The organism is Pseudomonas sp. CFII64 (assembly GCF_000416235.1).
Classification (GTDB): Bacteria; Pseudomonadota; Gammaproteobacteria; order Pseudomonadales; family Pseudomonadaceae; genus Aquipseudomonas.
Genome location: NZ_ATLO01000025.1, coordinates 37263 through 61138 on the forward strand (window position 1 = coordinate 37263; position 23876 = coordinate 61138).

Annotated in this window: 21 protein-coding genes and 1 tRNA gene; 10 read left to right on the top strand and 12 right to left on the bottom strand. The window is 58.9% G+C overall.

Annotated elements, in window-relative coordinates; all coding sequences use genetic code 11:
* Window positions 1–62: 62 nt before the first annotated feature.
* The 7 genes from pqqB to CFII64_RS11195 form a co-directional block, all read right to left on the bottom strand.
* Window positions 63–974, bottom strand: coding sequence for a pyrroloquinoline quinone biosynthesis protein PqqB (gene pqqB, locus CFII64_RS11170; RefSeq protein WP_020290884.1), 912 nt, complete (start codon window positions 972–974; stop codon window positions 63–65).
* A 97-nt stretch (window positions 975–1071) separates the two neighbouring features.
* Complete coding sequence (gene pqqA, locus CFII64_RS29305) at window positions 1072–1143, bottom strand: pyrroloquinoline quinone precursor peptide PqqA (protein ID WP_008365141.1); 72 nt, start codon at window positions 1141–1143, stop codon at window positions 1072–1074.
* 155 nt (window positions 1144–1298) lie between these two features.
* Entirely contained in the window at window positions 1299–3620 is a 2322-nt protein-coding gene (gene pqqF / locus CFII64_RS11175) for a pyrroloquinoline quinone biosynthesis protein PqqF (RefSeq protein WP_020290885.1), read from the bottom strand.
* A gap of 209 nt (window positions 3621–3829) precedes the next feature.
* Window positions 3830–4630, bottom strand: coding sequence for a carbon-nitrogen hydrolase family protein (locus CFII64_RS11180; protein WP_020290886.1), 801 nt, complete (start codon window positions 4628–4630; stop codon window positions 3830–3832).
* A 17-nt stretch (window positions 4631–4647) separates the two neighbouring features.
* The gene (locus CFII64_RS11185) at window positions 4648–6327 is read right to left on the bottom strand and encodes an NAD(P)/FAD-dependent oxidoreductase (RefSeq protein ID WP_020290887.1); all 1680 of its coding nucleotides are present in this window, start codon (window positions 6325–6327) and stop codon (window positions 4648–4650) included.
* 132 nt (window positions 6328–6459) lie between these two features.
* Window positions 6460–6921 (bottom strand): Lrp/AsnC family transcriptional regulator, encoded by a 462-nt coding sequence (locus CFII64_RS11190; RefSeq protein WP_020290888.1) that lies wholly within the window; start codon window positions 6919–6921, stop codon window positions 6460–6462.
* A 48-nt stretch (window positions 6922–6969) separates the two neighbouring features.
* Window positions 6970–8049 carry an FUSC family protein gene (locus CFII64_RS11195; protein ID WP_044901307.1) on the bottom strand — a complete coding sequence of 360 codons (1080 nt, stop codon included), beginning with the start codon at window positions 8047–8049 and terminating at the stop codon, window positions 6970–6972.
* 193 nt (window positions 8050–8242) lie between these two features.
* Here CFII64_RS11195 and CFII64_RS11200 point away from each other — a divergent pair, with 193 nt between their 5' ends.
* From CFII64_RS11200 to CFII64_RS11240, 9 genes are all read left to right on the top strand, one after another.
* Window positions 8243–8863 carry a YjfI family protein gene (locus CFII64_RS11200; protein ID WP_020290890.1) on the top strand — a complete coding sequence of 207 codons (621 nt, stop codon included), beginning with the start codon at window positions 8243–8245 and terminating at the stop codon, window positions 8861–8863.
* A gap of 16 nt (window positions 8864–8879) precedes the next feature.
* Entirely contained in the window at window positions 8880–9587 is a 708-nt protein-coding gene (locus CFII64_RS11205) for a PspA/IM30 family protein (RefSeq protein WP_020290891.1), read from the top strand.
* Window positions 9588–9670: 83 nt separating this feature from the next.
* Window positions 9671–10228, top strand: a complete 558-nt coding sequence (locus CFII64_RS11210) for a rhomboid family intramembrane serine protease (RefSeq protein WP_020290892.1) — start codon at window positions 9671–9673, stop codon at window positions 10226–10228.
* Between the two features lie 40 nt (window positions 10229–10268).
* Window positions 10269–11294 carry an ion channel gene (locus tag CFII64_RS11215; protein WP_020290893.1) on the top strand — a complete coding sequence of 342 codons (1026 nt, stop codon included), beginning with the start codon at window positions 10269–10271 and terminating at the stop codon, window positions 11292–11294.
* Window positions 11291–11971 (top strand): DUF2491 family protein, encoded by a 681-nt coding sequence (locus CFII64_RS11220; protein ID WP_020290894.1) that lies wholly within the window; start codon window positions 11291–11293, stop codon window positions 11969–11971. The genes CFII64_RS11215 and CFII64_RS11220 overlap by 4 nt, the downstream gene beginning before the upstream one ends.
* Window positions 11972–11986: 15 nt before the next feature.
* Window positions 11987–12412, top strand: coding sequence for a DUF350 domain-containing protein (locus tag CFII64_RS11225; protein WP_020290895.1), 426 nt, complete (start codon window positions 11987–11989; stop codon window positions 12410–12412).
* Between the two features lie 26 nt (window positions 12413–12438).
* Window positions 12439–13176 (top strand): DUF1190 domain-containing protein, encoded by a 738-nt coding sequence (locus CFII64_RS11230; RefSeq protein WP_020290896.1) that lies wholly within the window; start codon window positions 12439–12441, stop codon window positions 13174–13176.
* Between the two features lie 14 nt (window positions 13177–13190).
* On the top strand, window positions 13191–14348 hold the full coding sequence (locus CFII64_RS11235) for a glutathionylspermidine synthase family protein (RefSeq protein WP_020290897.1): 1158 nt from the start codon (window positions 13191–13193) through the stop codon (window positions 14346–14348).
* Window positions 14349–14646: 298 nt separating this feature from the next.
* A complete protein-coding gene (locus CFII64_RS11240) occupies window positions 14647–15822 on the top strand; it encodes an MFS transporter (RefSeq protein WP_020290898.1) in 1176 nt (391 codons plus the stop codon).
* Between the two features lie 5 nt (window positions 15823–15827).
* On the opposite strand, the gene CFII64_RS11245 is transcribed toward CFII64_RS11240, so the two are convergent.
* A complete protein-coding gene (locus CFII64_RS11245; protein WP_044901308.1) occupies window positions 15828–17459 on the bottom strand; it encodes a methyl-accepting chemotaxis protein in 1632 nt (543 codons plus the stop codon).
* A 226-nt stretch (window positions 17460–17685) separates the two neighbouring features.
* Here CFII64_RS11245 and CFII64_RS11250 point away from each other — a divergent pair, with 226 nt between their 5' ends.
* Entirely contained in the window at window positions 17686–17922 is a 237-nt protein-coding gene (locus CFII64_RS11250; RefSeq protein ID WP_156883161.1) for a hypothetical protein, read from the top strand.
* A 164-nt stretch (window positions 17923–18086) separates the two neighbouring features.
* On the opposite strand, the gene CFII64_RS11255 is transcribed toward CFII64_RS11250, so the two are convergent.
* The 4 genes from CFII64_RS11255 to rpoD all read right to left on the bottom strand — a co-directional run bounded on the left by CFII64_RS11255 (window position 18087) and on the right by rpoD (window position 23841).
* On the bottom strand, window positions 18087–18329 hold the full coding sequence (locus CFII64_RS11255; protein ID WP_020290901.1) for a hypothetical protein: 243 nt from the start codon (window positions 18327–18329) through the stop codon (window positions 18087–18089).
* Between the two features lie 203 nt (window positions 18330–18532).
* A tRNA-Ile gene (locus CFII64_RS11260) sits at window positions 18533–18609 on the bottom strand.
* Between the two features lie 15 nt (window positions 18610–18624).
* Window positions 18625–21855 (bottom strand): EAL domain-containing protein, encoded by a 3231-nt coding sequence (locus CFII64_RS11265; RefSeq protein WP_020290902.1) that lies wholly within the window; start codon window positions 21853–21855, stop codon window positions 18625–18627.
* A gap of 135 nt (window positions 21856–21990) precedes the next feature.
* Window positions 21991–23841: an RNA polymerase sigma factor RpoD gene (rpoD, locus tag CFII64_RS11270; RefSeq protein WP_020290903.1), complete on the bottom strand. Its 1851-nt coding sequence runs from the start codon at window positions 23839–23841 to the stop codon at window positions 21991–21993.
* Between the last annotated feature and the right edge of the window lie 35 nt (window positions 23842–23876).

The following is a 23876-nucleotide window of genomic DNA, read 5'->3' on the forward strand; positions in this document are numbered from 1 at the left end:
CCCTGCATTTCTTTCGTCCGGGAAGTAGCCCTCCCGGCTAAAGCCAGTCCTACAAAATCTCGCTAGAGCTCGATACTCATCCCATCGAAGGCCACTTCGACGTTGCGCCGCGCCAGTTCGGCGCGTTCGGCGGAATCTTCGTCGAGAATCGGGTTGGTGTTATTGATGTGGATAAGCACCTTGCGCTGCTTGGGCAGGCGCTCCAGCACTTCGAGCATGCCGCCGGGGCCGTTCTGCGCCAGGTGGCCCATTTCGGTGCCGGTCCGGGTGCCCACGCCACGGCGCTGCATTTCGTCGTCGTCCCACATCGTGCCGTCCACCAGCAGGCAATCGGCAGCGGTCATTTTTTCCATCAGATCGTCATCGACTTTGCCCAGGCCTGGCGCATAGAACAGCTTGCCGCCGGTCTTGAGGTCTTCAACCATCAGACCGATGTTATCGCCCGGATGCGGGTCAAAGCGGTGCGGCGAATAGGGCGGCGCGGCGCTGCGCAGCGGGAAAGGCGTGAAGCGCAGATTCGGGCAGGCCGGAATCACAAAACTGCCGTCGAGCTCGATACGGTTCCAGTCCAGGCCGCCGTTCCAGTGCTTGAGCATAGTGAACAGCGGGAAACCGGTGCTCAAATCTTCATGGACCATGTCGGTACACCAGACTTGATGCGGGCAACCTTCACGCAGGCTCAACAGGCCCGTGGTGTGGTCGATCTGGCTGTCCATCAGGATGATCGCGCTGATCCCGGTATCGCGTAGGGCGCGTCCCGGCTGCATGGGCGCGAAGCCGGCAAGTTGCGCGCGGATGTCCGGCGAGGCGTTGCACAGCACCCAGTTGACGCCATCGTCGGACAGCGCGATGGACGATTGGGTGCGCGCGACCGCCCGCAGGCTGCCGTCACGAAAGCCCGCGCAGTTGGCGCAATTGCAGTTCCATTGAGGGAATCCGCCACCGGCGGCAGATCCTAGAATCTGGATGTACATGTCAGCTCCATGCCGCGAGGTCGTGAAACGCAAAAATAAAAAGGGTCATGCCAATAAAAAAAGCCCCGGCGAACCGAGGCTTTGCACCGCGTCGTAATCAACGGCTTGCGAAGTACATGGTGACTTCGAAACCGATACGCAGATCAGTGTAAGCAGGTTTAGTCCACATAGAAGACTCCTTTTGGGTGATTGCAGCGGTGGGTAGGTACATCTTTAGTACACCCCGAAGGGGATATCGTTCGATGCTTAGGGAGCTATGTTACTTAATTTAACAATTGCTGGCTGTCCTCATCCTGAACAAAGCTTTTGCATTCCCGGTAATGATCAATTCGTCTGCGAGGAAGAATTGCTCACGATCAGCCAGCCCGCGCTGGCCTTTTCCAGCTGTTGCGCAGCCTTGAACAGCGCGGTTTTCTGCTGATCCATGACCGCTGCGAGCAAGCGCTTCGGGTAATCCGCGCTGTGTCCGGCAAGATGCGCCTGCCAGAGCATTTCAGCTGCGCTGGCGCCCTCCATGCCCGCGCTGTCCAGTTGCGCCGCCAGGGTTTGTTGTTGCTGGGGCAGGTCGGCGCTGTCGATCAACTCAGGGATGTGCGCAATGAAGTCGCTGATGTGCTGGACCAATTCCTGCACCGAAGCGCCGGGCGATTGCACGCCGAACAGCAATCCGCCTTGCCCCGCGATCTGTCGGAAACCGCTGAAAACCGCGTAGCCCAATTGCAGCTCAACCCGCAAACGCTGATAAAACGGCCCGCAGGTCAGGTGCGCGAGCATGCGCCACGCGGCTTCGTCGGCAACGCTCAGGCTGGGAGTCGGACAAAACAGTATTACGGCGCTTTCGGACGAGTCCGACGCTTCTGATCGCCAATGCTTGCCGGGTTGCAGGGCGGTTGCCTGCAGCATGTTTTGATCTTTGCTGCCGGGCGTCAGCTCAAGCGCAGCGTTTGTCGCCTGCGCGGTTTGCTCCGACAGGCCGGCCGCGAAGCTGATCCAGCGTGCGGCCGCCCACAGCGATTGAGCATCGGCAATGGCTTCGCCCGGAACGCTGTTCAAATAATGATCAGGCAGCGACTTGAGCAACTGGCGGATCGGGATCAGCGCCGCTTCCTGACCGGGCTGTCCGTGACGTGACAAGGCTGCATCGTCTGGATGGCGCAAAAGCCGTAATGCGTGTTCGAGAATCATCGCCAGCGGCGCATTCAGGCCGATCAGCTTGAGTTGCCAGTCATTGCCATACGCGGTGAAAGCCAGATTCACGCCAGCTTGCCTGGCGTCTTCGCCCAGGTTGCGCAGGCTTCGGTCGAACATGTGCCACAGCGCCGGTTGTGGCGACGGCAGCGTCCAGCGCAGGTAAATCGCGCCGTCAGTGCTGCTGTCGTCGCTTTGGGATGTCAGAAAAGGATTCGGTTGCGGTAGCTTCCAGTCGACTTTTTCGACAGTGGACTCCAACGTGGCCGTAAGTTGGTTCAACAACGCATCGAGGGCTTGAGCGCCTTCATCCGACAGGCCTTGCGGTGCGTTGCGCGCGTAGTGATGGGCCAGATCCAGCGCGCCGCAGGTGTCCAGGCGACGTTGCTGAATACGGTGGTAGTCGGCGCGAACGCTTGGCCAGTTGCCCTTGAAAAAAATTAGCCAGTCAAACAGCAATCTCGCCTGCTGCTCACCTGTGGGAGCGAGCTTGCTCGCAATAGCCCTATCAACCCCGACAACCATTTCAACCTTGATCAACAATTGCCCGGCAAACTGGTAAAGCACCTCAGCCTTCAACGTTTCAGCCAGCCCCCGCGCACGTAACTGCGCAGTCAATCCGCCCGGATGCGCTGAATCCAGGTGATGACAGAGAAATGCCGCTGCTTCGTCAGCGGCGTCGTTGAGGTTTTCCCAGGCAAGAAGCAGGTTGCGCCGACCCGTTTTGTCGACTGACTGCACGAAAGTTGCGCGATCCATTAACCTCGGCGGTTCGCTCTGCCGGACCGCTTGGCCCGCGACAAAATACCCGCCGTGGATCGAGGCCAGGGTTTTCAGCTCTGCCAGGGATTGCGGGCCGGTCAGGCACAAGGTCATTTGCCCGGCTTGATAAAAGCGTCGGTAAAAATCCCGCAAAGCCTGCTGAAACGCCTGACGCGGCACTGGCAAACTGAAGCGATTGCCTGCATGAAAGGCTTTCAGAGGATGACTGGCGCAGATGGGCTCAAGCAGGCGGATCTGCTCGCGCACCTTGGCGTCTCGTGACCAGGCGATGAATTCGGCATGCAGCACTTCCCGTTCCCGCAGCTGATCTTCCAGTGTCATACGCGGGTGGGCGAGCATTTCGCACAGACGATCCAGCCCTTCCCCGAACACCGCCAATGGCAGCTCGAAGAAAAAGTCAGTGGTGCGCTCCCGGGTGCTGGCATTGAGCTGGCCGCCGTTACGCTGCACGAAGGCCATCAGTTTCTGATCGTCGGCGAAACGCTCGGTGCCGAGGAAGAACAAATGCTCCAGAAAATGCGCCAGCCCCGGCCATGCAGCGGGCACATCATGACTTCCGGCCGCGACCCGCAACGACGCAGCCGCGCGCTTGAGCCTCGGCGCATGACACAGCACCACGCGCAGCCCGTTGGCGAGCGTGAGGTGTTCGATGTTGGGGTTGGCGGAGGCGGGCATGTTGGTTCCGATGGGGATCAGCGGGTCATGCTAGCGGAAATGGGTATGAACGAGTTCGGATTCTGTGGCGCAACCTTGAACCTCAACACAGCCGGTAGGAGGGGACTTGTCCCCGAAGAGGGCAGTGCAAGCGCTGAAAATATTCTTCGGTAGACCCGACGCTTTCCCGGACAAGTCCGGTCCTACCGAGCTGTGCTCTTCCAGCAGCATCAACTCTCACCCAGCCCCGCATACAACCCCGGCCGTCGGTCATTGAAATAGGTATTGATCGCCCTGGAGTCGGTCATCAATTGCCGATCCAGCTTGCCGCTGACCAGTTCCTCAGCTCGACCCGCGACGGCCAAACGGCTGCCATCCGGCGCGCAAATGCTGCTCAGGCCGCAATATTGGATAGTGCCTTCGCTGCCGCAATAGTTGGCGTAGGCCACGTAGCATTGGTTTTCGTAGGCGCGGGCGCGGACCGTCACTTCGCAGACAAAGTCATACGGCGCCATGTTCGCGGTGGGCACCAGAATCACCTCGGCGCCGGCCAATGCCAGACGGCGGGTGTTTTCGGGGAATTCGACGTCGTAGCAGATCAGCAATCCGAGCCGCCAGCCGTTGAGTTCCACCACCGGGAAGCGATCTTCGCCGACAGCAAACATCGACTTATCCAGCTCGCCATACAGATGCGTCTTACGGTAATTGCACAGGCTTTTGCCGTGGGCATCGATCAGCTGCACCGAGTTGTAGATCTGGTCGCTGGCGTTGCGTTCGGGATATCCATAAAGGATGGCGATGTGATGCGCCTGGGCGATGGCCGCGACTTGCGCGGCCGCGAAACCATCGCAAGGCTGCGCCAATGCACCGGCCGCCTGGGCGCCGATGTTGTAGCCGGTGAGGAACATTTCCGGGCAGACCAGCAAATCGACGCCCTGGCTCGCGGCCTCCCGGGCCTGGAAATCCAGGCGTTGCAGATTGCCGTTGATATCCAGCGGCAGCGGCGTGCATTGGTAGAGCGCGATGTGCATGGCTTCATGCCTCCTGTTCAATCGGCCAGGGCGATCGGGCCTATTTCGTGGAACACATCGCCAGGGCCTGGATTTACTGCGTGAGTCTTGCCGCCGAAGTGGGTCATGATGCCCCACACCGCGTTCAGCGAGGTCTGCACCGCGCCTTCAACCCAGGCCGGCGTCCAGGATACGTCGTCGCCGGCGATGAACATGCCGCGCTGTTCGCTGGGCATGTCCTGCTGCATGAAGTGCGCGTACATGCGTTGGTTATAGCGGTAATGCCCTGGCAATGCGCCTTTGAACGCGCCGAGGAAATGCGGATCGGCTTCCCAGGACACGGTAATCGGGTCGCCAATGATCCGCGCCGCGATATCCACTTTAGGGTAGATCTTCTTCAGCGCATCGAGTGCCAGTTTCACGCGTTTTTCGATGGGCTGCGGCAACATCTTCAGCGCGTCGCTCATCCACGAATACGACAGGCAGATCACGCCGGGCTTGTCGTCGCCGTTATCAAACAGGTACGTGCCGCGTGTCAGGCGATCAGTCAGCGTCATGCTCATCAGGTCGCGGCCGGTTTCCGGGTCTTTGTCTTTCCAGAACGGCCGGTCGACCATGACGAAGGTTTTCGACGACTGCATGTAGCGCGTGCGGTCCAGGGCCATCCACATCTTTTGCGAGAACAGGCTTTCTTCGCACTCGATTTGGGTGGTCAGCAGCCAGCTCTGGCAGGTGGTCAGCACGGCCGCGTAATGGCGGGTGTCGCCCCAGTTGTCGGTCACTGCCAGGCGGCCATCATCGGCGCGGGCAATGCGCTTGACCCCGGTACGCGGCGCGCCGTGGTGCAGCGTCGCCAGACTGGTGCCTTGCGGCCAGTGCGCGCAGCGCTCCGGGACGTGCTTCCAGATCCCCAGCGGCACTTGCTCGACGCCGCCGACAATCAGGTGCTGATGATCGTCGCAGTTGGTCATCACCACGCGGAAGATTTCCAGCATCGAGTTGGGGAAATCCGAATCCCAGCCGCCGGTCCCAAAACCCACCTGGCCGAACACTTCGCGATGGTAAAACGACAGCTTGGCGAACGCCTTGGAAGTGGCGACAAAATCGTAGAACGTGCGGTCATCCCACAGCGGAACGAGGGTGTTCCACAACTGTTTGAGGCGGGGCACATCGCGGTCGCGAATGGCTTGCTGGATATCCTTGAAACCCGAACCTTCCTCCAGCGCGTCCGCCCAGGCGTCAGCGACTTCCTGAAACAGCGCGGGCAAATCCGACAGCTTCTGTGCGTAATACGTGGTGCCTTCCAGATCGATCACAGTGCTGCCGGACGCAGCCGTCAGCGGGTTGGGGAAGGGTTTTGATTCCAGGCCGAGTTTATCGACATAGTGATAAAACGCCGTGGACGACACCGGAAAGCGCATGCCGCCCAGCTCGGCGATGATCCCCTCGGTGCCTTCAAACGCCTGGGAGCGCAAGCGGCCGCCCATCTTCGAGGCCTCGTACACCACCGGCTTGAGGCCCAGTTTCATCAACTCGTAAGCCGCCACCAATCCGGCAATGCCCGCGCCGACAATCGCCACTTCCGCGCCGTGATTCTCCACTGGAATACTGCCCAGCCCGGCCGGATGCTCGATCCAGTCGTCAAAGGCAAAAGGGAAGTCCGGACCGAAAATAGTGATCGGCTTTTTACCGTCTGCGGGGTGGCGATTGTTGTTCATGACTGACCTTGTTTTGCCGGGACGCGAAAGCAGACAGTCTAGTTAAGAGTTGAGGCGTTAAAAAGACGCAAAGTGTCGTCGTTTTGCAGTGTTATTGTGCGATGTGACGAGGTTGGTGGTCATGTTTACGCTTTACACCGGCTGCCCACGATCAATCTTGCTGCTGAGAATGATTGAGGTGGTGGTTTTCTCGACGCCGTCGATGCTGCCGATCAGGTCCAGCAGTTGATCCAGCTGTTCCGGCGATTCGGTGCGCAACCAGGCCACGTAATCAAATTCGCCGCTCACGGCACACAGCTGCTGGACCTGGGCGAGCGTGCTGAGGCGGCGCAAGACTTCCTTGCCGGAGCGTGGCTGCACGGTGATCCCGACATAAGCCTGCAAACCGCCATCCACCACCCGCTGACTCAAGCGCACGCCATAACCGGTAATGACCTTCGCACTTTCCAGGCGCGCCAGTCGCGAGGTCACGGTCGTGCGGGCGATGCCCAGTTGCCGGGCGAGCATGGCCACGCTTTCCCTGGCGTTGAGCTGCAAGGCGGCGATCAGCTGGCGGTCGATTTCATCCAGAACAGGCGGGCGTACGGCAGACACGTTTTTCTCCAGTCAAAGCATCGCGCCGACAAAGCAGCGGCGGTTGGGTCAGATCTTCCAGCGCTTGGCCGTCTTGGACAAGCGCTGTTGCAGCCCGTCGAGGTTGCTTGCCAGTTGCAGCATCAACAGGTGATACCCGGTCAATTCAGCGGGCACCGGGCTGCTCGGCATCGGCAGTGGCGAGTTGCCGTCGGTTTTGCGGTCCAGGCGTTCGGTGGCGCCGGTTTGCAGCGCCCGCGCCATGCCGATCAACTGGCGCCGGGTTTGGCGGTATTCGGCATCCAGCCGCGCTTTCCATGCTTCGCCAGCCACTTGGTCGAGGTCTGCGGGACGAATGTTGGAGAGGATTTCAAGGGTGCTCAGGCACATGCGGAAATGGCCCTGAATGGCGTCCAGCTCGACCATGGAAATCCGCACTTCCTTGGACACCGAAGGCATCAATGAGCGCAGTTGCAGCATGGTGGCGTTCAGGCGCGCCATCAGCTTGAGATGCTCATCGGCGGTAATTGGCTGACCCTGATTGATACGCCCGTAAACCTTGGCGCAATCGCGCAGACCGCTGGCCAGGTTGTAGCGCCAGGAAAACGTGGCGTACAGCGGCAGCGCAAAGGAAAACGCCAGCGCCAGAACGATGCCGATCAGGATATCCACCGTACGCCAGAGGCCGTCGCTCAACGGGTTGTCGCCATGCCCGGCGACGATGAACAGGGTGATGGCCGACAGCAGCGCGGTATAGCCGCCCTTGCCGATGGCGTGATAGGCAAAGAAGCCGCAGGCCAGGGACATCATCAGATACGTCAGCAGCGGCAGCTCGAAATAGTCCTGCTGCCAGACCACCGCCAATCCCAGTCCCGCACCGATCAAGGTGCCGTAAGCCCGCTCCACGGACTTCTTGCCGATATTGCCGTGATGCTGCAAACCGCCGATCACGATCAGCATCGTGACGGATGCCCACTCGCCGTGGGGCAAATTGATCCCGGTGGTCAGCAGGATCGAGACCAGCAGGCCGACGACGATGCGTCCGGCATGGATGTAACGCGCATGGCGGTAGCGGCGATAAGGGTCCAGCAAAGGACGCAAGACACGGCGAAGCCAGAAGGGGAGCCAGGAGGAGCTGGAAGTTGTCATGCAGAAAAGACCGCGCAGGGCGGGAATGAATCCCGGACTTCAATGAGTGAATGGTCGTCAGTAAGCCATATATGGCGCGCATTGTGGGTTGCTGAGGAAATTTCTGACGCATTTTGTATCACATGTGAGGTGTTGTGCATCCTGAACATTGAGCGTAGTGTGCCTCACATGTGATGCACAAGAGGACGCCGAAATGGCTCGGAAAACTTCAACCGACTACATGCGTGAAATGCGTGCCCGGCTGACGGCTGCCGGCTATGTGAAACGAGAGCTGTACGTTCTCCCGGAAAACGCAGATGTCCTCAGAACCATAGAAAAAGTGTTACGCCAGCCCTATTTGGGCAACCGGATCAAACTGGAGGAATTCATGACCGAAAATACGAACTGGACGATCGATACGCTGCACGCGGCGCTGGTTGAACTGGACGCCGTGAAGAGTAATGAAATCGAGCTGAATCTGATTCAGGGCACTGAACCAAGCCTGAGCCTGACCATGCACAACTTCGGCGGCCTGCCCATCGCCATCGCCATTTCCGGCGATCAGGTGCTGGTGGATTCGGTGCTGGTATACGCCTCGCAAGTCAAGGATGTCGCGACATTCAACGACACCGTACTGCGCAGCCGCGACATCTTTCCGTTGTCCTCCATCGGCATCGAAACGATGCCCAACGGCGAAACGGTCTACAGCATGTTCGGCGCACTGAGCGCTGCATCATCGCTGACCGTAATCGTCCACGAAGTGCTGACGCTGGCGGATAACGTGATTCGCGCCGCTGATGCCTACGAAGATTTTTTAACAGTTGATCCACAGTAATCGGGAGTCAAATCGAATGAGTCTTTGGAAAAAAATGGTTACGGCTCTGCGTGGTGGAGCTTCGGAAGTTGGCGAAGCCATCGTCGACGCTCAGGCCTTGCGCATTCTTGATCAGGAAATCCGTGACGCGGACGCCTCCATGCTTGCCGCGCGCAACCAGCTGATTCAGATCAAAGCCAAGCACAAACTGTCCGTGCAGCGTGTTGAAGAGCACAACAAGAACATCGCCAACTGGGAACAGAAGGCCGTCGCAGCGATGAATCAAGGTCAGGACGGACTGGCTCTGGAATGTGCGGAAAAGGTGTCCGAACTGACTGCGCTGCGCGATCAGGAAAAAGCCGCCGCCGACCAGTTTGGTGCACAGGTCACCAAGCTGACCGTTCAAGTCACCAAGGCTGAAAGCCAGATCAAGGGTCTGCGTCAGCAGGCTGACATGGCCAAGGCGCGTGACAGCGTGCAGAAGGCGCAGATCAACGCCGCGGCCGCCACTGGCGGTGCCAACGGTCGTCTGGAAACCGCAGTCGGTTCCCTGGCGCGCATCAAACAGCGTCAGGACGAACAGGACGCCAAGCTCGAAGCTGCTGAAGAACTGGATGCCTCCGCCAACGGCGGTGATCTGGAACGTCGTCTGCAGGAAGCTGGCATCGGCGCGAAAACCGGCGGTGCAGCCGATGTATTGGCCCGTCTGAAAGCCCAAAGCCAGACTGACAAGCCTGCGCAGTAAGCTGTAACAAGGGGGCATGCGGAGTTTCCGTTTGCTCCCTTTTTTTGGTCTTTAGATTTGGTCTGCATTTCAGTGGAGTACACATGGCGATTGGACAAGGCCTGCGGGTAATCCTGGGGTTGGCGGCGGTGATGGTCGCGGTTCAGGTGATCAATACCTTCACCGCCAACAGCCTCGTTTCCCATGGCCTGTTTCCAAGGACGTTCTCGGGTCTGCAAGGCATCGCGTTCTCGCCATTCCTGCATGGTTCAGTGCGGCATTTGCTCAGCAACCTGCTGCCGTTCGTGGTGCTGAGCTGGCTGGTGGCGACCGAAGGGCTGCAACGTTATATCCGGGTGGTGCTGCTGATTTCACTGCTGGGCGGTCTGATGGTCTGGGTGATTGGCCGACCGGTCTTGCACGTCGGCGCCAGCGGCCTGATTTTCGGCCTGTGGACTTACGTGCTCGCCCGCGCCTGGTATCAGCGCAGCCTGATGAGCTTCGGTGTCGCAATCATTGCGCTGCTCGGCTACAGCGGGCTGATTTTCGGGTTCATTCCGGTGCCGGGAGTTTCGATTGAGTCACACCTTTGCGGGGCATTAGCCGGTATCTTCGTGGCCTGGCTCATGCACTCCAAACGTTTGGTGCCTGACAGTGCCTGAATGACCCGCATGAAGATGCGTTCACCTAGGGATGACGTGAATGTCGCTGCTGTTGATATTGAGGCTGCAGACCACCGCTTTTTTCGAGCGGTTCGGCTGGGCCGGAATCGGGATGTTGCTGGCGGTGCATTTTGCGCTGTCCTACATCCTGCTGGCGTTTGCAGGCGAAGAACATCTGCTCAGGCCGCTGGAGTTTGTGTACTTCTACCTCACCACGGCGACCACGGTGGGTTATGGCAATCTGTCGCCGAAAACCGACTTCGGCAAGGTGGTCACCGCGATATGGATCATGCTCGGCGGCATCGCCTTGCTGACCACGATTATCGGTAAGGCGTCGACTTCGGTGGGCGAACTATGGAGAAGAAAAGTGAAGGGATTGGGCGATTATTCGCGTCTTGTCGGGCATACGGTACTGATTGGCTGGGACGGTGAGTCCAGCGAGCGAATCGTGGATTTGCTGTATCAAGATGTGGCCTCAAGTGGCGACGGCCTGGTGATCTGCGACGCGCTGATCAGCGAAAACCCATTGCCGGGCAAGGCCTCGTTCGTCAGAGGCGATTCGCTGGATTCGCCAGCGCTGCTGACTCGGGCCGGTGTCGTCGGCGCGCAACGGGTGCTGGTCCACACGCAATCCGACAGCCTGACCCTGGCAATCGTCCTGACCCTCAAACAACTGGGGCCGCGCGGTCATGTCGTGGCGCACTTCAATAACTCCGAGCGTGCTTCGTTAGCCAAGAGCTACGCGCCAGAGCTCGAATGCACCTCGAACATGGCCATCGAGATGCTCGTGCGCTCTTCCCAGGATCCGGGCTCCAGCATCGTCATCAACGAGCTGCTGTGTGTGGGTCGAGGCGCTACCCAGTATCGACATGCCTTGCGGGACGATCTGACCACCACCTGCGGCGAGCTGTATATCCGGCTGCGCAAAGAGTTCAGCGCGACCTTGATCGGCTATCGCGCCCCGGGCGCAACTGATTTTGACATCAACCCTGGCAACGATATTGCCGTGCAGGGTGGCGAGATTTTTTACATCGCATCGACGCGACTTGAAGGAAAAGCACTATGAGCTGGATCAAACGAGTTCTGGGTATGGAAGCTCCGAAGCCATCGCCGGGTTCATCGCCTGGCATGTCCCCTGATGGCGCCACGCTCGCCGCAAACCCGTTCGGGCTGGCTTCGGGCCGCATGCTCGACCTCGATGACTCTCTCAAACTCATGCTCGACGGCCATTCCGAACTGGTTGTGCCTGACGAGGAAGTGGTGTGGTCGGTGGGCCAGGTGGATCTTGGGCAATCCATGCGCATGGTTCGCTTCTATTTTGAAGATGAAGATTATTGGCTACAGGTCGTGATGAACGGTCCTACAGCAGAGGACGTGCTCGACGTCATCCTGTTCGGTTATAACAGCGTCGTGACGATCAGCAGCGAGGCGGAACTCAAACGTCTGGTCGGCCCGGACTCGAAAATCGGCCTGCCGATCTACGCCCACGAAGGCTATGAATACGAGCGACAGTGGGGCACCGAAGAAGGTCAGACCGAATTCACGCCGATGAGCGAAGTGGTGACCAGCCCCGAAGAGTCCTACCGGATTCAGCACCTGAGCATGTTGTATGCGCGGGACACGGGCCTGGTTGACCGCCGCGAATTCCTGCTGCTGTCGGTCGAGGAGGATGAGGAAGGCAACATTTCCCTCACCACGTCGATTGGTGTCACTTTGCAATCCACCGACTTCACGGTCATCTAAAAGGAAGTAAGAACCATGCTTGAAGCGCTTCAGATGTCCCTCAACGCACAGTCAGTGCTCAGCTTTGTCGTGTACATCGTCGTGGCTGCGATCCTGTTCGGGTTGTTCCAGTTCGCCTACACCCGACTGACCCCGCACAAGGAATTCGCCCTGATCCGTGAAGGTAACGTCGCGGCGGCCGTTGCCCTGGGCGGTGCGTTGATCGGCTTCGCCCTGCCGGCGAGCAATATCATTTCCTACAGCGTCAGCGTGCTGGACGCCGTGGTCTGGGCGCTGATTGCCGCCGTCGTGCAATTGCTCACATTCACCATGACCAGCCTGGTCTTGAAAGGCTTGTCGGTTCGAATCGCCAGAGGCGAAATGGCTGCTGCGATCTATGCCGCCAGCGTTGCAATCAGCGTCGGGTTTCTCAACTCGGCCTGCATGACGCCGTCGACCTGACTGCCAGCTATCGAAAGGAGTATTCGATGAGACGTAGTTCTTTAAAGCTGGTTCTGGCCAGTACTTTGCCGTTGGCGCTTGCTGCATGCAGCAAGTCCGAGGAAACGGTGGAGGTCAACACCCAACAGACGTTCCCGACCGTGCAGGCCTGCGTGGAGCAGAAAGTCCCTGTGGATATCTGCTCGGATGCCTACATGAATGCCCTGGCGGACCATCGGCGTATTGCCCCGACGTACGACAGCGCCGCAGCCTGCGACGCGGACTTTGTGCCGGATTATTGCCAGCAGACTTCCGACGGCAAATTCATGCCCAAGCTGGGTGGCTTTGAACTGTCGCTGTCCGGTGAGGTTCCCAAGTCCCAGGTCGCGGCGGCTCAGGCGCAGGGCGGCAGTGAAAGTGGCGGCGGTGGCGGCGGTTTCAGTGGCACCAGCCTGCTGACCGGTTTGCTGATTGGCAACATGCTCAGCGGCAATATGGGCGGCGGGCGTTACTACTCGCAGCCGATCTACCAGACCCGCGACTCCCGTGGCGCCTACCAAAGCTCGACGCTCTCGAAACAGATCGAACAGGGCAAGACGTTCGGTCAGTCGACCCAGGCCCGTTCAAGTTCCACCGGCAGCTATTCGCAAAGCACGCTGGGACGCAATCTGGGCAAAGGCTCGTCGGTATCGTCGTCCATTTCGCGAGGCGGTTTCGGCAGTCAGGCGAGCGCGCGCAGCGGTTGGGGTGGCAAGAGCAGCAGCGGCTCCAGTTTCGGCGGCTGACAGGAACGTTATCCATGAAAAGAATCAGCATCGAAGAGCGCCTGGACTGGCGTGCGACCGCCGAGCGTGAGGGGTTCAATTTCCACACCATCGACGGCGAACGCTATTGGGATGAGCGCGCGTACTACCAGTTCACGGAACAGCAGATCACCCGGGACATCGAAGCGCCGACCCAGGAGCTTCATGCGATGTGTCTGGATGTGGTCGAAAAGGTAGTGGAAAGCGAGGAGCTGCTGACCCGGCTCGCGATTCCTGCGGCGTTCTTCGATCTGGTTCGTACCTCCTGGAAGGAAGGCCATCCCCATTTGTATGGCCGTTTCGACTTCAGCTACGACGGCGTCAATCCGGCCAAACTGCTGGAAGGCAACATGGACACGCCGACTTCGGCTTATGAGGCCGGGGCGTTTCAGCTGATCTGGCTGGAGGAACAGATCGCACGCGGCGTGTTGCCGCCGCATGCCACTCAATTCAACTCAATGGCCGAAGATCTGGTGCGCGCTTTCGCCGCGATCAAGGACGGCGGGCCGTTCTATTTCTCGGCCATGTCCGGCTCCATCGAAGATCGCGGCACCACGGACTTCCTGCGCAAGATGGCCGAACACGTCGGCATCGAGACGCGCCATATCGACATTGAAGACATCGGCCTCACAGCGGATGGTCGCTTCGTCGATCTTGAAGGCCGCTGGATAGAACGCATCTTCAAGCTGCATGCCTGGGAACACGTATTCCATGAACCCCATGGCCAGGCTATTCCGGGCTGCGATACGCAATTCATCGAGCCGGCCTGGAAATCCATCATTTCCAACAAAGGCATTCTGCCGCTGCTTTGGCAGTTCAATGAAGGGCATCCCAACCTGCTGCCATCCTTTGTCGACAAAGATCCGCGCGCGCCGGTGCCCAAGGGCTGGGTGCGCAAACCGTACTTCTCCCGGGAAGGCGCCAACATCGAAATCCGCACCCCCGGCGATCAGGTGATTTTCGAAGACGGTCCCTACAATGACGCGCCCTACATCCTGCAGAAATTCGCGCCGCTGCCAAAGTTCGGCAACAGCTACACCCTGATCGGATCATGGGTGGTGGGCGACGCCGCATCCGGCATCGGGATTCGCGAAGACGACAGCCTGATCACCAAGGACAGCAGCCGGTTCCTGCCGCATGTGGTGCTTGATTGAGGTTGGGACCGTTCATAATTGAGACCATTTCCTGGGTGCGAATGAGTGTTCCCGTTGGAGCGTGGCTTGCCCGCGAATCAGGCGCTGCGGTGCACCAGATCGACCTCTTTATCTTCTTTCGCGGGCAAGCCTCGCTCCAACGAATCGCATCTCAGTTCGAGGGCAAGCGCGGACTTAGTTTTGGCAGCGCGGCATCTGAACAACGGAACGCCTCTCAGCGCCACAGTCGAAACCCTACGACACACCTCCCACCTTTTCCGTATGATTACGCGCCCATTCCTGTAAGAAAGAACCCTTCATGCCATTTGTTGTTTACCTTCTGGGCCTTACGATTTTTTCGCTGACCACCGCCGAGTTCATGATTGCGGGCATGATGCCGTCGCTGGCGGCGGCGCTGGATGTCTCGGTCGGGCAGGTTGGTTATCTGATTTCGCTTTACGCCGTCGGCATGGCCATTGGTGGGCCGGTGCTGACGGCTTTGGTGCTGGCGTTGCGCATGCAGAACAAACCGGCGTTGTTCTGGCTGTTGATGCTCAACGTTGTGGGTGGCGTGCTGGCGGCGATGGCGCCGACCTATGAGGTTCTGGCGGTAGCGCGGGTGTTGATGGGTGTTGCCAGTTCGGCCTGCATCGGCGTATCGCTGACGATCGCCGCACATCTGGTCGAGCCACACGCTCGTGGCCGAGCGGCTTCCTTCGTCCTTGGCGGGCTGATGTTTTCGCCCGTGCTTGGGGTGCCGGCAACCGCGTTGATCGAGCAGCATTTTGGCTGGCGCGCCAGTTTCTGGGCAATTGCGGTGCTGTCGATGGTCTGCACTGCGGTTGTTGCGCTGTTGGTTCCGGCCTCGAAAAACCGCGCAGTGGTCAGCCTTGCCGCCGAATTCAAAGCCATTGTGAATGGCCCGTTGTGGGCGGCTTACGTCACCAGCGGCCTGATCATTGGCGCGACGTTCACTGCATTCACCTATTTCTCGCCGATCTTTACCGAGGTCACCGGCTTCTCGGCGGCCTCGATTCCGTGGATGCTGGCCCTTTACGGCGTCGCCAACATTGTCGGCAACATGGTGGTCGGACGCCTGGCCGACCGCCATACCTTGCCGGTACTCGCCGGTGGTCTGGCCTTGCTCTGCGCCGGGCTTGCGGCGTTTGCACTGTTCGCGGAAAACACTGTGATCAGCATCGGCGCGTTTCTGGTCATCGGTCTGACGGGCGTGTCGCTGAATCCGGCAATGGCGGCGCGAGTCATGCGTGCGGCGTCGCCGGGTCCATTGGTCAACACCATGCACACCTCGATCATCACGGCGGGTCTGGCGCTGGGCACTTGGGCGGGAGGAGCGGGGATCGACGGCGGATACGGACTGCGTTCGCCGCTGTGGGTGGGCACGGCGCTGGCGCTGGCTGGGTTGCTGAGCCTGGCGCCGTACCTGGTCAGCCGTCTGAATCGGCCTGTGATGACTGAGTGCCCACAGGCCTGATTGGTTTACATCCTGAAGCGAATGACCAGCTGATTAAGGCCGACCGCCAACTGTGACAATTCGCTGCTCGCGGCTGAAGTCTGGTTGGCACCCGCGGCGGTCTGCACCGACAAGTCGCGAATGCTGGTCAGGTTGCGGTCCACTTCCCGGGCAACCTGCGCCTGCTCTTCAGTGGCTGACGCAATGCTGATGTTACGTTCGTTGATCTGCACGATTGCCGCCGTGATGTCGGCCAGGGCGTGACCCGCCGCCTCGGCAACGTCCAGGCTGGCACGGGCGCGCTCACTGCTATGACTCATCGCGCTCACGGCCTTGCTCGCGCCGCCTTGAATCGATGCGATCATTTTCTCGATCTCGGCAGTCGACTGCTGGGTACGATGCGCCAATGCGCGAACCTCATCGGCAACCACCGCAAAACCACGTCCGGCTTCACCGGCCCGGGCAGCTTCAATGGCGGCATTGAGCGCCAGCAGATTGGTCTGGTCGGCGATGCCGCGGATCACATCCAGCACGCCGCTGATGCCTTGAACCTGCACCGCCAGCCCATCGATTTCGGTAGCGGTGACGCCGACAGCCTGATGCAGCTCATGAATCACACTGACCGTTTCGTCCACGCGCTGGCGACCATGCGCCGCTGACTGGCTTGAGTCCTGCGCGGCCGTGGAAGCCAGCACGGCGTTGCGCGCGACTTCTTCAACCGCAGCGCTCATCTGATTGATGGCGGTGGCGGCCTGATTGATTTCATCGTTCTGACGCTGTACGCCGCGCAAGGCATCTTCGGTGACAGCTGTCATCTCTTCGGAGGTGGCGGCCAGCTGGTTCGAGGAATCACCCAGCTCGCCCAGCGTGCGTCGCAGGTTCTGCTGCATGATCGACAGCGCCGCCAGCAACCGGCCCGGCTCATCGCGGCCGTCGACAGCGATAGGCTTGCTGAGGTCATTGGCGGCAATCTGCTCGGCAATCGCCAACGCCTTGGCGATTGGTGCCGTAAGGCTGCGAGTAAAGAGCGCGGCCAGCGCCAGCGTGGCAGCCAGTGCCACGAGAATCGCGGCGATAGTCACGTTGCGCGCCTGGTCGTAGGTTTGATCGGCCGCAGCATTGGTTTGCGTCACGCTGACATCGATCAGGCGGGAAACCTCGTTGATGTCTTTGGCCAGCAGCTCGGCTGCCTGAGTCATTTCACCGGTTGATTGGGTCATGGCCGTGATCGTGTCATCACGCTTCTGGGTCACCGCATCCATATAGCGTGCATGCACGCTCAGGTAACCGGTTATGTCGCGCGTCATGCTGATGAACGCCTGCTTGCCCTGATCGCTGGTCATCAAGGGCTCCAGTTTGCGAACGTCGGTTTCAAGGCCGCTGCGCGCCTGCATGATTTTTTGACGGGCCGAATCGGCAGTGTCGGTGTCCTTGGCCATGCGCAAGCTGCCGTTCCATAACCGAATGGTCAGCAGATCAGCCTTGATCTGATCAACCGCCTGAACGGTAGGCAGCACATTGTCTTGCAGGACATCCCTGGACTCTTTCAAATCCGCAGACTGGTCCAGTGAAAACAGGCCGAAAGCGGTGACCAGCACGGCAAAAAAGCCGAAGCAGAGCAGCGAGCGGGGTGCGATGTTGAAGTGTCTCAGGTTCATGCCGTGGCCTTGCCGAAGTGTAAAAAGCGATTCCAGACTATCGACCTGAATCGTTTCAGCTTGAGGGCGAATCAAACCGATGGATGGAAATTTACGTCCCGGCAATTGGTGCGAACTTTGCAAAAGTCCCCTTCAAGCGTCTTGAACAACGGAAACCTGACGCTTTGCGACTTCCCATATCTACGCACCGACGTTCTCCGCAAAGAGCAATGTCATGGAGACAGCCTTGAGCACCCTCGAAGAAATTGCAGCAAACCTAATGGCGCTCGAACTGCGGGCAGACAAAACCCAAGCGAAGCTTTTTGCGCTGGACGACGCCGGCTGGGAAGAGCTTATGCCCCGGTCCAGAGGCGAAGCCCCTGACTATTTCCCGGCGCAGACATTCGCCCCGGAACTGCTTGTTCATATGCCGCCACGCAACAAGATCACGGTATTACGTCTGATAAAGGGTGGGCTGTCCTGAGGCCATGACTCGGCGTTTTGCCTAGCGTAGGGTTGTTCAAGTTCAGTTAGATAGAAACAGTTGTAATGGAGCGTCCGGACGACACTCCATTACCCTGGTGTTGGTCTGGAGTCCGCTGATAAACAGCGAGCCGATTCCCTGACACCTACCCCCTCGTCAAAAACTCAGCGCGGGTTCGGCGCATCATCAAACTCGGCGTTATCGACATCAACGTCAGTCATCTCCTCCTGAGCATCAGCCTCGTCCTCGCTACCCAGCGGCACCGCGCCTTCGTTATCCGGCAACTCATCCACACCCGGTTGATCACTTGGATTCAAATCCGTACGCCCAGGACTCAACGGATCCGGCGACGTCGGAACCGGATCATCACCCCCCATTGCGCCTTGCAGTTTTGCATCGGTTTTCATGACGACCTCCATTGCTTGCGATTTGCCTGCCTGATCATTGGAAGGCTGGGAAGGGCGCTGGTTCGGGGTATTTTTCTGGTAGGGGATGGGGGTGCGATGAGGGGTGTGGACGTTTTGTGGACGTTTTGGCTTCTGGCCAATTTGAACGAAGATTTTCCAACTCCCTGAAACCACAAAAGCCGCGCAATGCGCGGCTTTCAAGGTGGTGGGCCCACACGGACTCGAACCGTGGACCAAGGGATTATGAGTCCCCTGCTCTAACCAACTGAGCTATAGGCCCTCAGTAGGCCGCGGATTATAACGGCGGTTTCGCGGCTGTGCTATCCGAATAGTCTGAAAGACTCATAAGAAGAAACCTCGCGCTGAATTCGTCAGGGTGCAGAGGCGGGCTGATGAGGAAGCCCTGGATCTGTTCGCAGCCTTCGTCGGTGAGGAATTGCCGTTGTTCCGCTGTCTCGACGCCTTCGGCGATGATGGTCAGTTGCATGCTGCGGCCCAGGGCGATGATGGCGCGGGCGATGGCGGCGTCGTGTGGGTCGTCAGGCAGGCTGCGAATGAAGGACTGATCGATTTTCAGGATGTCCAGTGGCAGGCGTTTGAGGTAGCTCAGTGAGGAGTAGCCGGTGCCGAAGTCGTCGATGGCGAGTTGCACGCCGAGTTTTTTCAGTTTGTGCAGGACCTTCAGGGCTTCTTCGGCCTGGCTCATGATGAAGTTTTCGGTGATTTCCAGTTGCAGGTAGCCGGGTTTCAGCTGGTTTTTCGCAAGCAGCTGCTCGATGCGGGTCAGCAGGTTGGGTTGTCGCAGTTGTGCGCCGGCAAGGTTCACCGACAGCGGCCCAAATGGCTTGTAGGTTTTGTTCCATTCGCACATCTGCTGGCAAGCCTGTTCGAGGACCCAGTCGCCGATCTGCAGGATCATGCCGTTTTCTTCCGCCAGCGTGATGAACTGCTCGGGATGCACCTCGCCAAAGATGGGGTGGGTCCAGCGCAAAAGGGCTTCGGCACCCACCAGTTTGTGGGTAATCAGGCTGACTTTGGGTTGGTAGCTCAGGCTGAGCTCGTTGCGTTCGATGGCTCTGCGCAATTCATGTTCCAGAGCGATGCGCTCGCTGGCCTGGGAAGTCAGGTCGCGGGTGTAGCTTTCCACCCGATTGCGGCCTTTGGCTTTGGAGCGGTACATGGCGGCGTCGGCGTTTTTGACGACGGTGGCCACGTCTTCGCCATCAGTCGGGAACAGGCAACTGCCGATGCTCGCGCTGATGAAGAACTCGTGCTCGCCAGCCTGGAAGGGTGCGGTGAAGCAAGCCAGTAATTTGGTCGCGATAATCTCGGCGTCGCTTGAGTTTTGCAGGCCCGGCAGCAGGATGATGAATTCATCGCCCCCCAGGCGCGCCACGGTGTCGATGTCGCGCAGATGCTCCTTGAGGCGTTGGGCGATGCCCTGGAGCAGCAAGTCGCCCACCGGATGGCCGAGGCTGTCATTGATATGTTTGAAACGGTCCAGATCAAGGAACAGCACGGCGCCGAGACTGTTGGATTCCAGGCTGTGAATCAGCGCCGCCTGCAGACGGCTCTCAAAAAGGGTGCGATTGGGCAGCCCGGTCAGAGGGTCGTGGTGCGCTTGATAATCGAGTCGAGCCTGCGCGTGCTTGAGGCTCGAAATATCCGCGAAGACCGCGACGAAGTGGGTAATGAACTGATCCCTGTTTCGTACAGCGCTGATCGTCAGCCAGCTTGGGTAAATCTCCCCGTTCTTACGGCGATTGCTGATTTCTCCCTGCCAATGACCTTCGGCGGTGAGCTGATACCACATGGCCGCGTAGAAGGCGCTGTCGTGCAGGCCGGACGCGAGCAGGCGGGGAGTCTGGCCGATGGCTTCGTTTTCGCTGTAACCGGTGATTTCACTGAAGGCCCGATTGACGGCGTTGATGCGTTGGCGGGTATCGGTGATCAGCACACCTTCGGCAGTGCTCTCGAAAACAGTGGCGGCCAATTGCAGTTTTTGCTGCATCTGCTGGCGCTCAGTGATGTCCCTGGCGATGGTCAACATGCAGTCTTCGCCGGCAATCAGCAGCGGGCGCGAGGAAATCTCACATACTCGGACCTGACCGTCCTTGCGCCTGATGTGGCTGCGGAAATCGCGCACATAGCCGTCCCGGCTCAAAAACTTCAGCAGTTGTTCGCGCTCTTGCAGATCCACCCAGATTCCCAGAGTGATGGTCGAGCGGTCGACAGCGGCGGCACCGTCATAGCCGGTGATCCGGGTGAAGCCTTCGTTGACCTCAACCAGCAAGCCGTCGCTCTGGCGGGTAATCAGCATGCCGTCTGGCGAGGAGTGGAACGACTTGGCGAACTTCTCTTCCGACAATTGCAACTGTTGCTGGGCCTGTTTGAGCTGAGTGATGTCGCGAACCACGACGACTACGGCCTGAGTGGAATCCAGATCGAAGGGTTCGGCGGACAGCAGTCCGGAAAAGGTCTCGCCGTTCTTGCGCCGAAACGGCATTTCGAGGTTGCGAATACTGCCGTTTCGTAGCCGTTCGAGCAGTCCCGGACCGATGCCGGGGACACCCCATATATCGAGTTCGGTGGGGGTTTTACCGATGACTTGCTCTGCGCTAAGTCCGATTTGCTCGACGAACGCTCTGTTGGCTTCCAGGAAGCAGCCGTCGCTGAGGCGGGCTATCACCAAGATGTCGGGGCATTGGGCGAACACCGAGGCAAACTTTTCTTCGGACAGGCGCAGGGCTTCTTCGGTCTGTTTGGTCTCGCTGATGTCGATCATCAACCCGCGCATCAAAGGCTCGCGCCCGTGCCTGATCAAGCTGACGATATCGCGGATCCAGAGCATTCGGCCGTCAGCGCTGAAAACCCGGTAGTCGACGCTATGATCGTTGCCGTTACGGGTTTCCCTGTCGCAAAGATGTTCGGCGTAAGGCAGGTCATCCGGGTGAACAATGCTGCGCCAGAAGCCGGGCTCCATCCACCTGGCGAGCGGGTAGCCCAGCAAGCGTTCGGCCTGAGGCGAAACGTAGTTGTAAGTGTAGTCGCGGACGTTGGCTTCCCAGGCAATGGCCGAAAGGCTTTCTACCAGGCCGCGATAGTGATACTCGCTGCTGCGCAGTTCCTGTTCCAGGGCGACCCGACGGGAAATTTCCGAGCTGAGTTTGCGGTTGGTGCGAACCACGATTGCCAGCACCGTGGACAACAGCAGCAGGCCCGGCAAACCGTAAAGCAGAAAGTTTTCCCAGAATCGAGGGCGTTCAGGGTTTCTACCGAGGCGGACGGCCTGATCCACTCCATCTTGCGGGGCGCTAGCGCTGGCCAGGCGTTCGTTGTCCTGGAAAACCAGTGATTTCAGCGTTGATCTTTGAAATTCCGGGACGGGCGAGAGCGTGCTGATAGCCAGGTCGAGATCATGGCGAACGCTGGACCAGATACGCTCAGGATCTGAAAGGGTCAATGCGTTGGCAACTGCCGGCAGGCCAATCAAGTAAGTGAAGATAATGGCCGGCAGTCGTGACATGGCAGCCTCATGGGTCGCAGATAGCATGAGACGAGTGTAGCCGTACTGAGAAAAGCGTGACGCGGGATGTAAAACTTATTAGCCAGAATGCAAAACCCCCAGCAAGGCCGGGGGTTTTGGTGTCAGCTTGTAAGCTTATTCGTCAAGGAACGAGCGCAGATGTTCGCTTCTTGTCGGGTGACGCAACTTGCGCAGAGCCTTGGCTTCAATCTGACGAATCCGCTCACGGGTCACGTCAAATTGTTTGCCGACTTCTTCCAGCGTGTGGTCGGTATTCATATCGATACCGAACCGCATACGCAGAACTTTGGCTTCACGGGCGGTAAGGCCCGACAGCACTTCGCGAGTTGCTTCTTTCAAGCTTTCAACGGTAGCGACATCGATTGGCGACTGCATGGTCGAGTCTTCGATGAAGTCACCCAGGTGCGAATCTTCGTCGTCACCGATCGGGGTTTCCATGGAGATCGGCTCTTTAGCGATCTTCAACACCTTGCGGATTTTATCCTCAGGCATTTCCATGCGTTCACCCAACTCTTCCGGGGTCGGCTCGCGGCCCATTTCCTGCAACATCTGCCGGGAAATACGGTTGAGTTTGTTGATCGTCTCGATCATGTGTACCGGAATACGAATGGTACGGGCCTGGTCGGCAATCGAGCGAGTGATCGCCTGACGGATCCACCAGGTGGCATAAGTCGAGAACTTGTAACCACGACGGTATTCGAACTTGTCTACCGCTTTCATCAAGCCGATGTTGCCTTCCTGGATCAAGTCGAGGAATTGCAGGCCACGGTTGGTGTACTTCTTGGCGATGGAGATAACCAGACGCAAGTTCGCTTCAACCATCTCTTTCTTCGCGCGGCGGGCCTTGGCCTCACCGATCGACATGCGACGGTTGATGTCCTTGATCTCGGCAATCTTCAAGCCTGTCTCTGTTTCCAGGGCAGTCAGCTTTTGCTGGCAACGCTGAATATCAGGTTGCAGGCGACCAATGGCTTCAGCGTATTTGCTTTTGCCTTTGGCCAGCGCATCGCTCCAGCTTTCGTCAACTTCATTGCCGGGGAACTGGCGAAGGAAGTCAGCGCGGGGCATACGTGCATCACGTACACACAGCTGCATGATGGCGCGTTCCTGAGCACGCAGGCGCTCAAGTGCACTGCGGACACGCTCGACCAGGCCTTCAAACTGTTTTGGAACCAGTTTGATCGGCATGAACAGCTCAGCCAGTGCAACCAGCTCGGCCATTGCCAGCTTGTTGCCACGACCGTGCTTTTTCAGGGCCTTGCGCGCGACTTCCATCTGATCGGAAACGGCGCCGAAACGCTGTTGAGCAATGACCGGGTCCGGACCGCTTTCGACTTCTTCTTCGTCGTCAGTGGAATCGTCCTTCTCTTCCTCTTCTTCGTCCCCTTCGGCAGCCTTGACTGTTTTAGGGTCGACAGGCGGCGGAACTTCGGCTGGCGGCGCAATGCCGTCATCCGGGTCGATGTAACCGCTCAGGACATCAGAGAGGCGACCGCCTTCGGTCGTGACACGTGTGTACTCGGAGAGAATATGGTCGACCGTGCCAGGGAAGTGCGCAATTGCGCCCATCACTTCACGGATGCCTTCTTCGATACGCTTGGCGATTTCAATTTCGCCTTCGCGGGTCAGAAGTTCGACCGTACCCATTTCACGCATGTACATACGCACAGGATCAGTGGTGCGACCGATGTCGGTTTCAACCGCTGCCAACGCTGCTGCCGCTTCTTCTGCGGCTGCTTCGTCGGTGTCGGCATCGGCCAGCATCAGGGCGTCCGCATCCGGGGCACTCTCGTGTACCGGGATCCCCATGTCATTAATCATGCGGATGATGTCTTCCACCTGCTCGGGATCTGAAATATCCTCAGGCAGGTGGTCGTTGACCTCTGCGTAAGTCAGATACTTCTGCTCACGACCCAGGGTAATCAACTCTTTGATACGAGACTGCTGTTGCGCTTTTCCGGACATAACACCCTATCCACTGAAGGTCTTGGCGGGCAAAA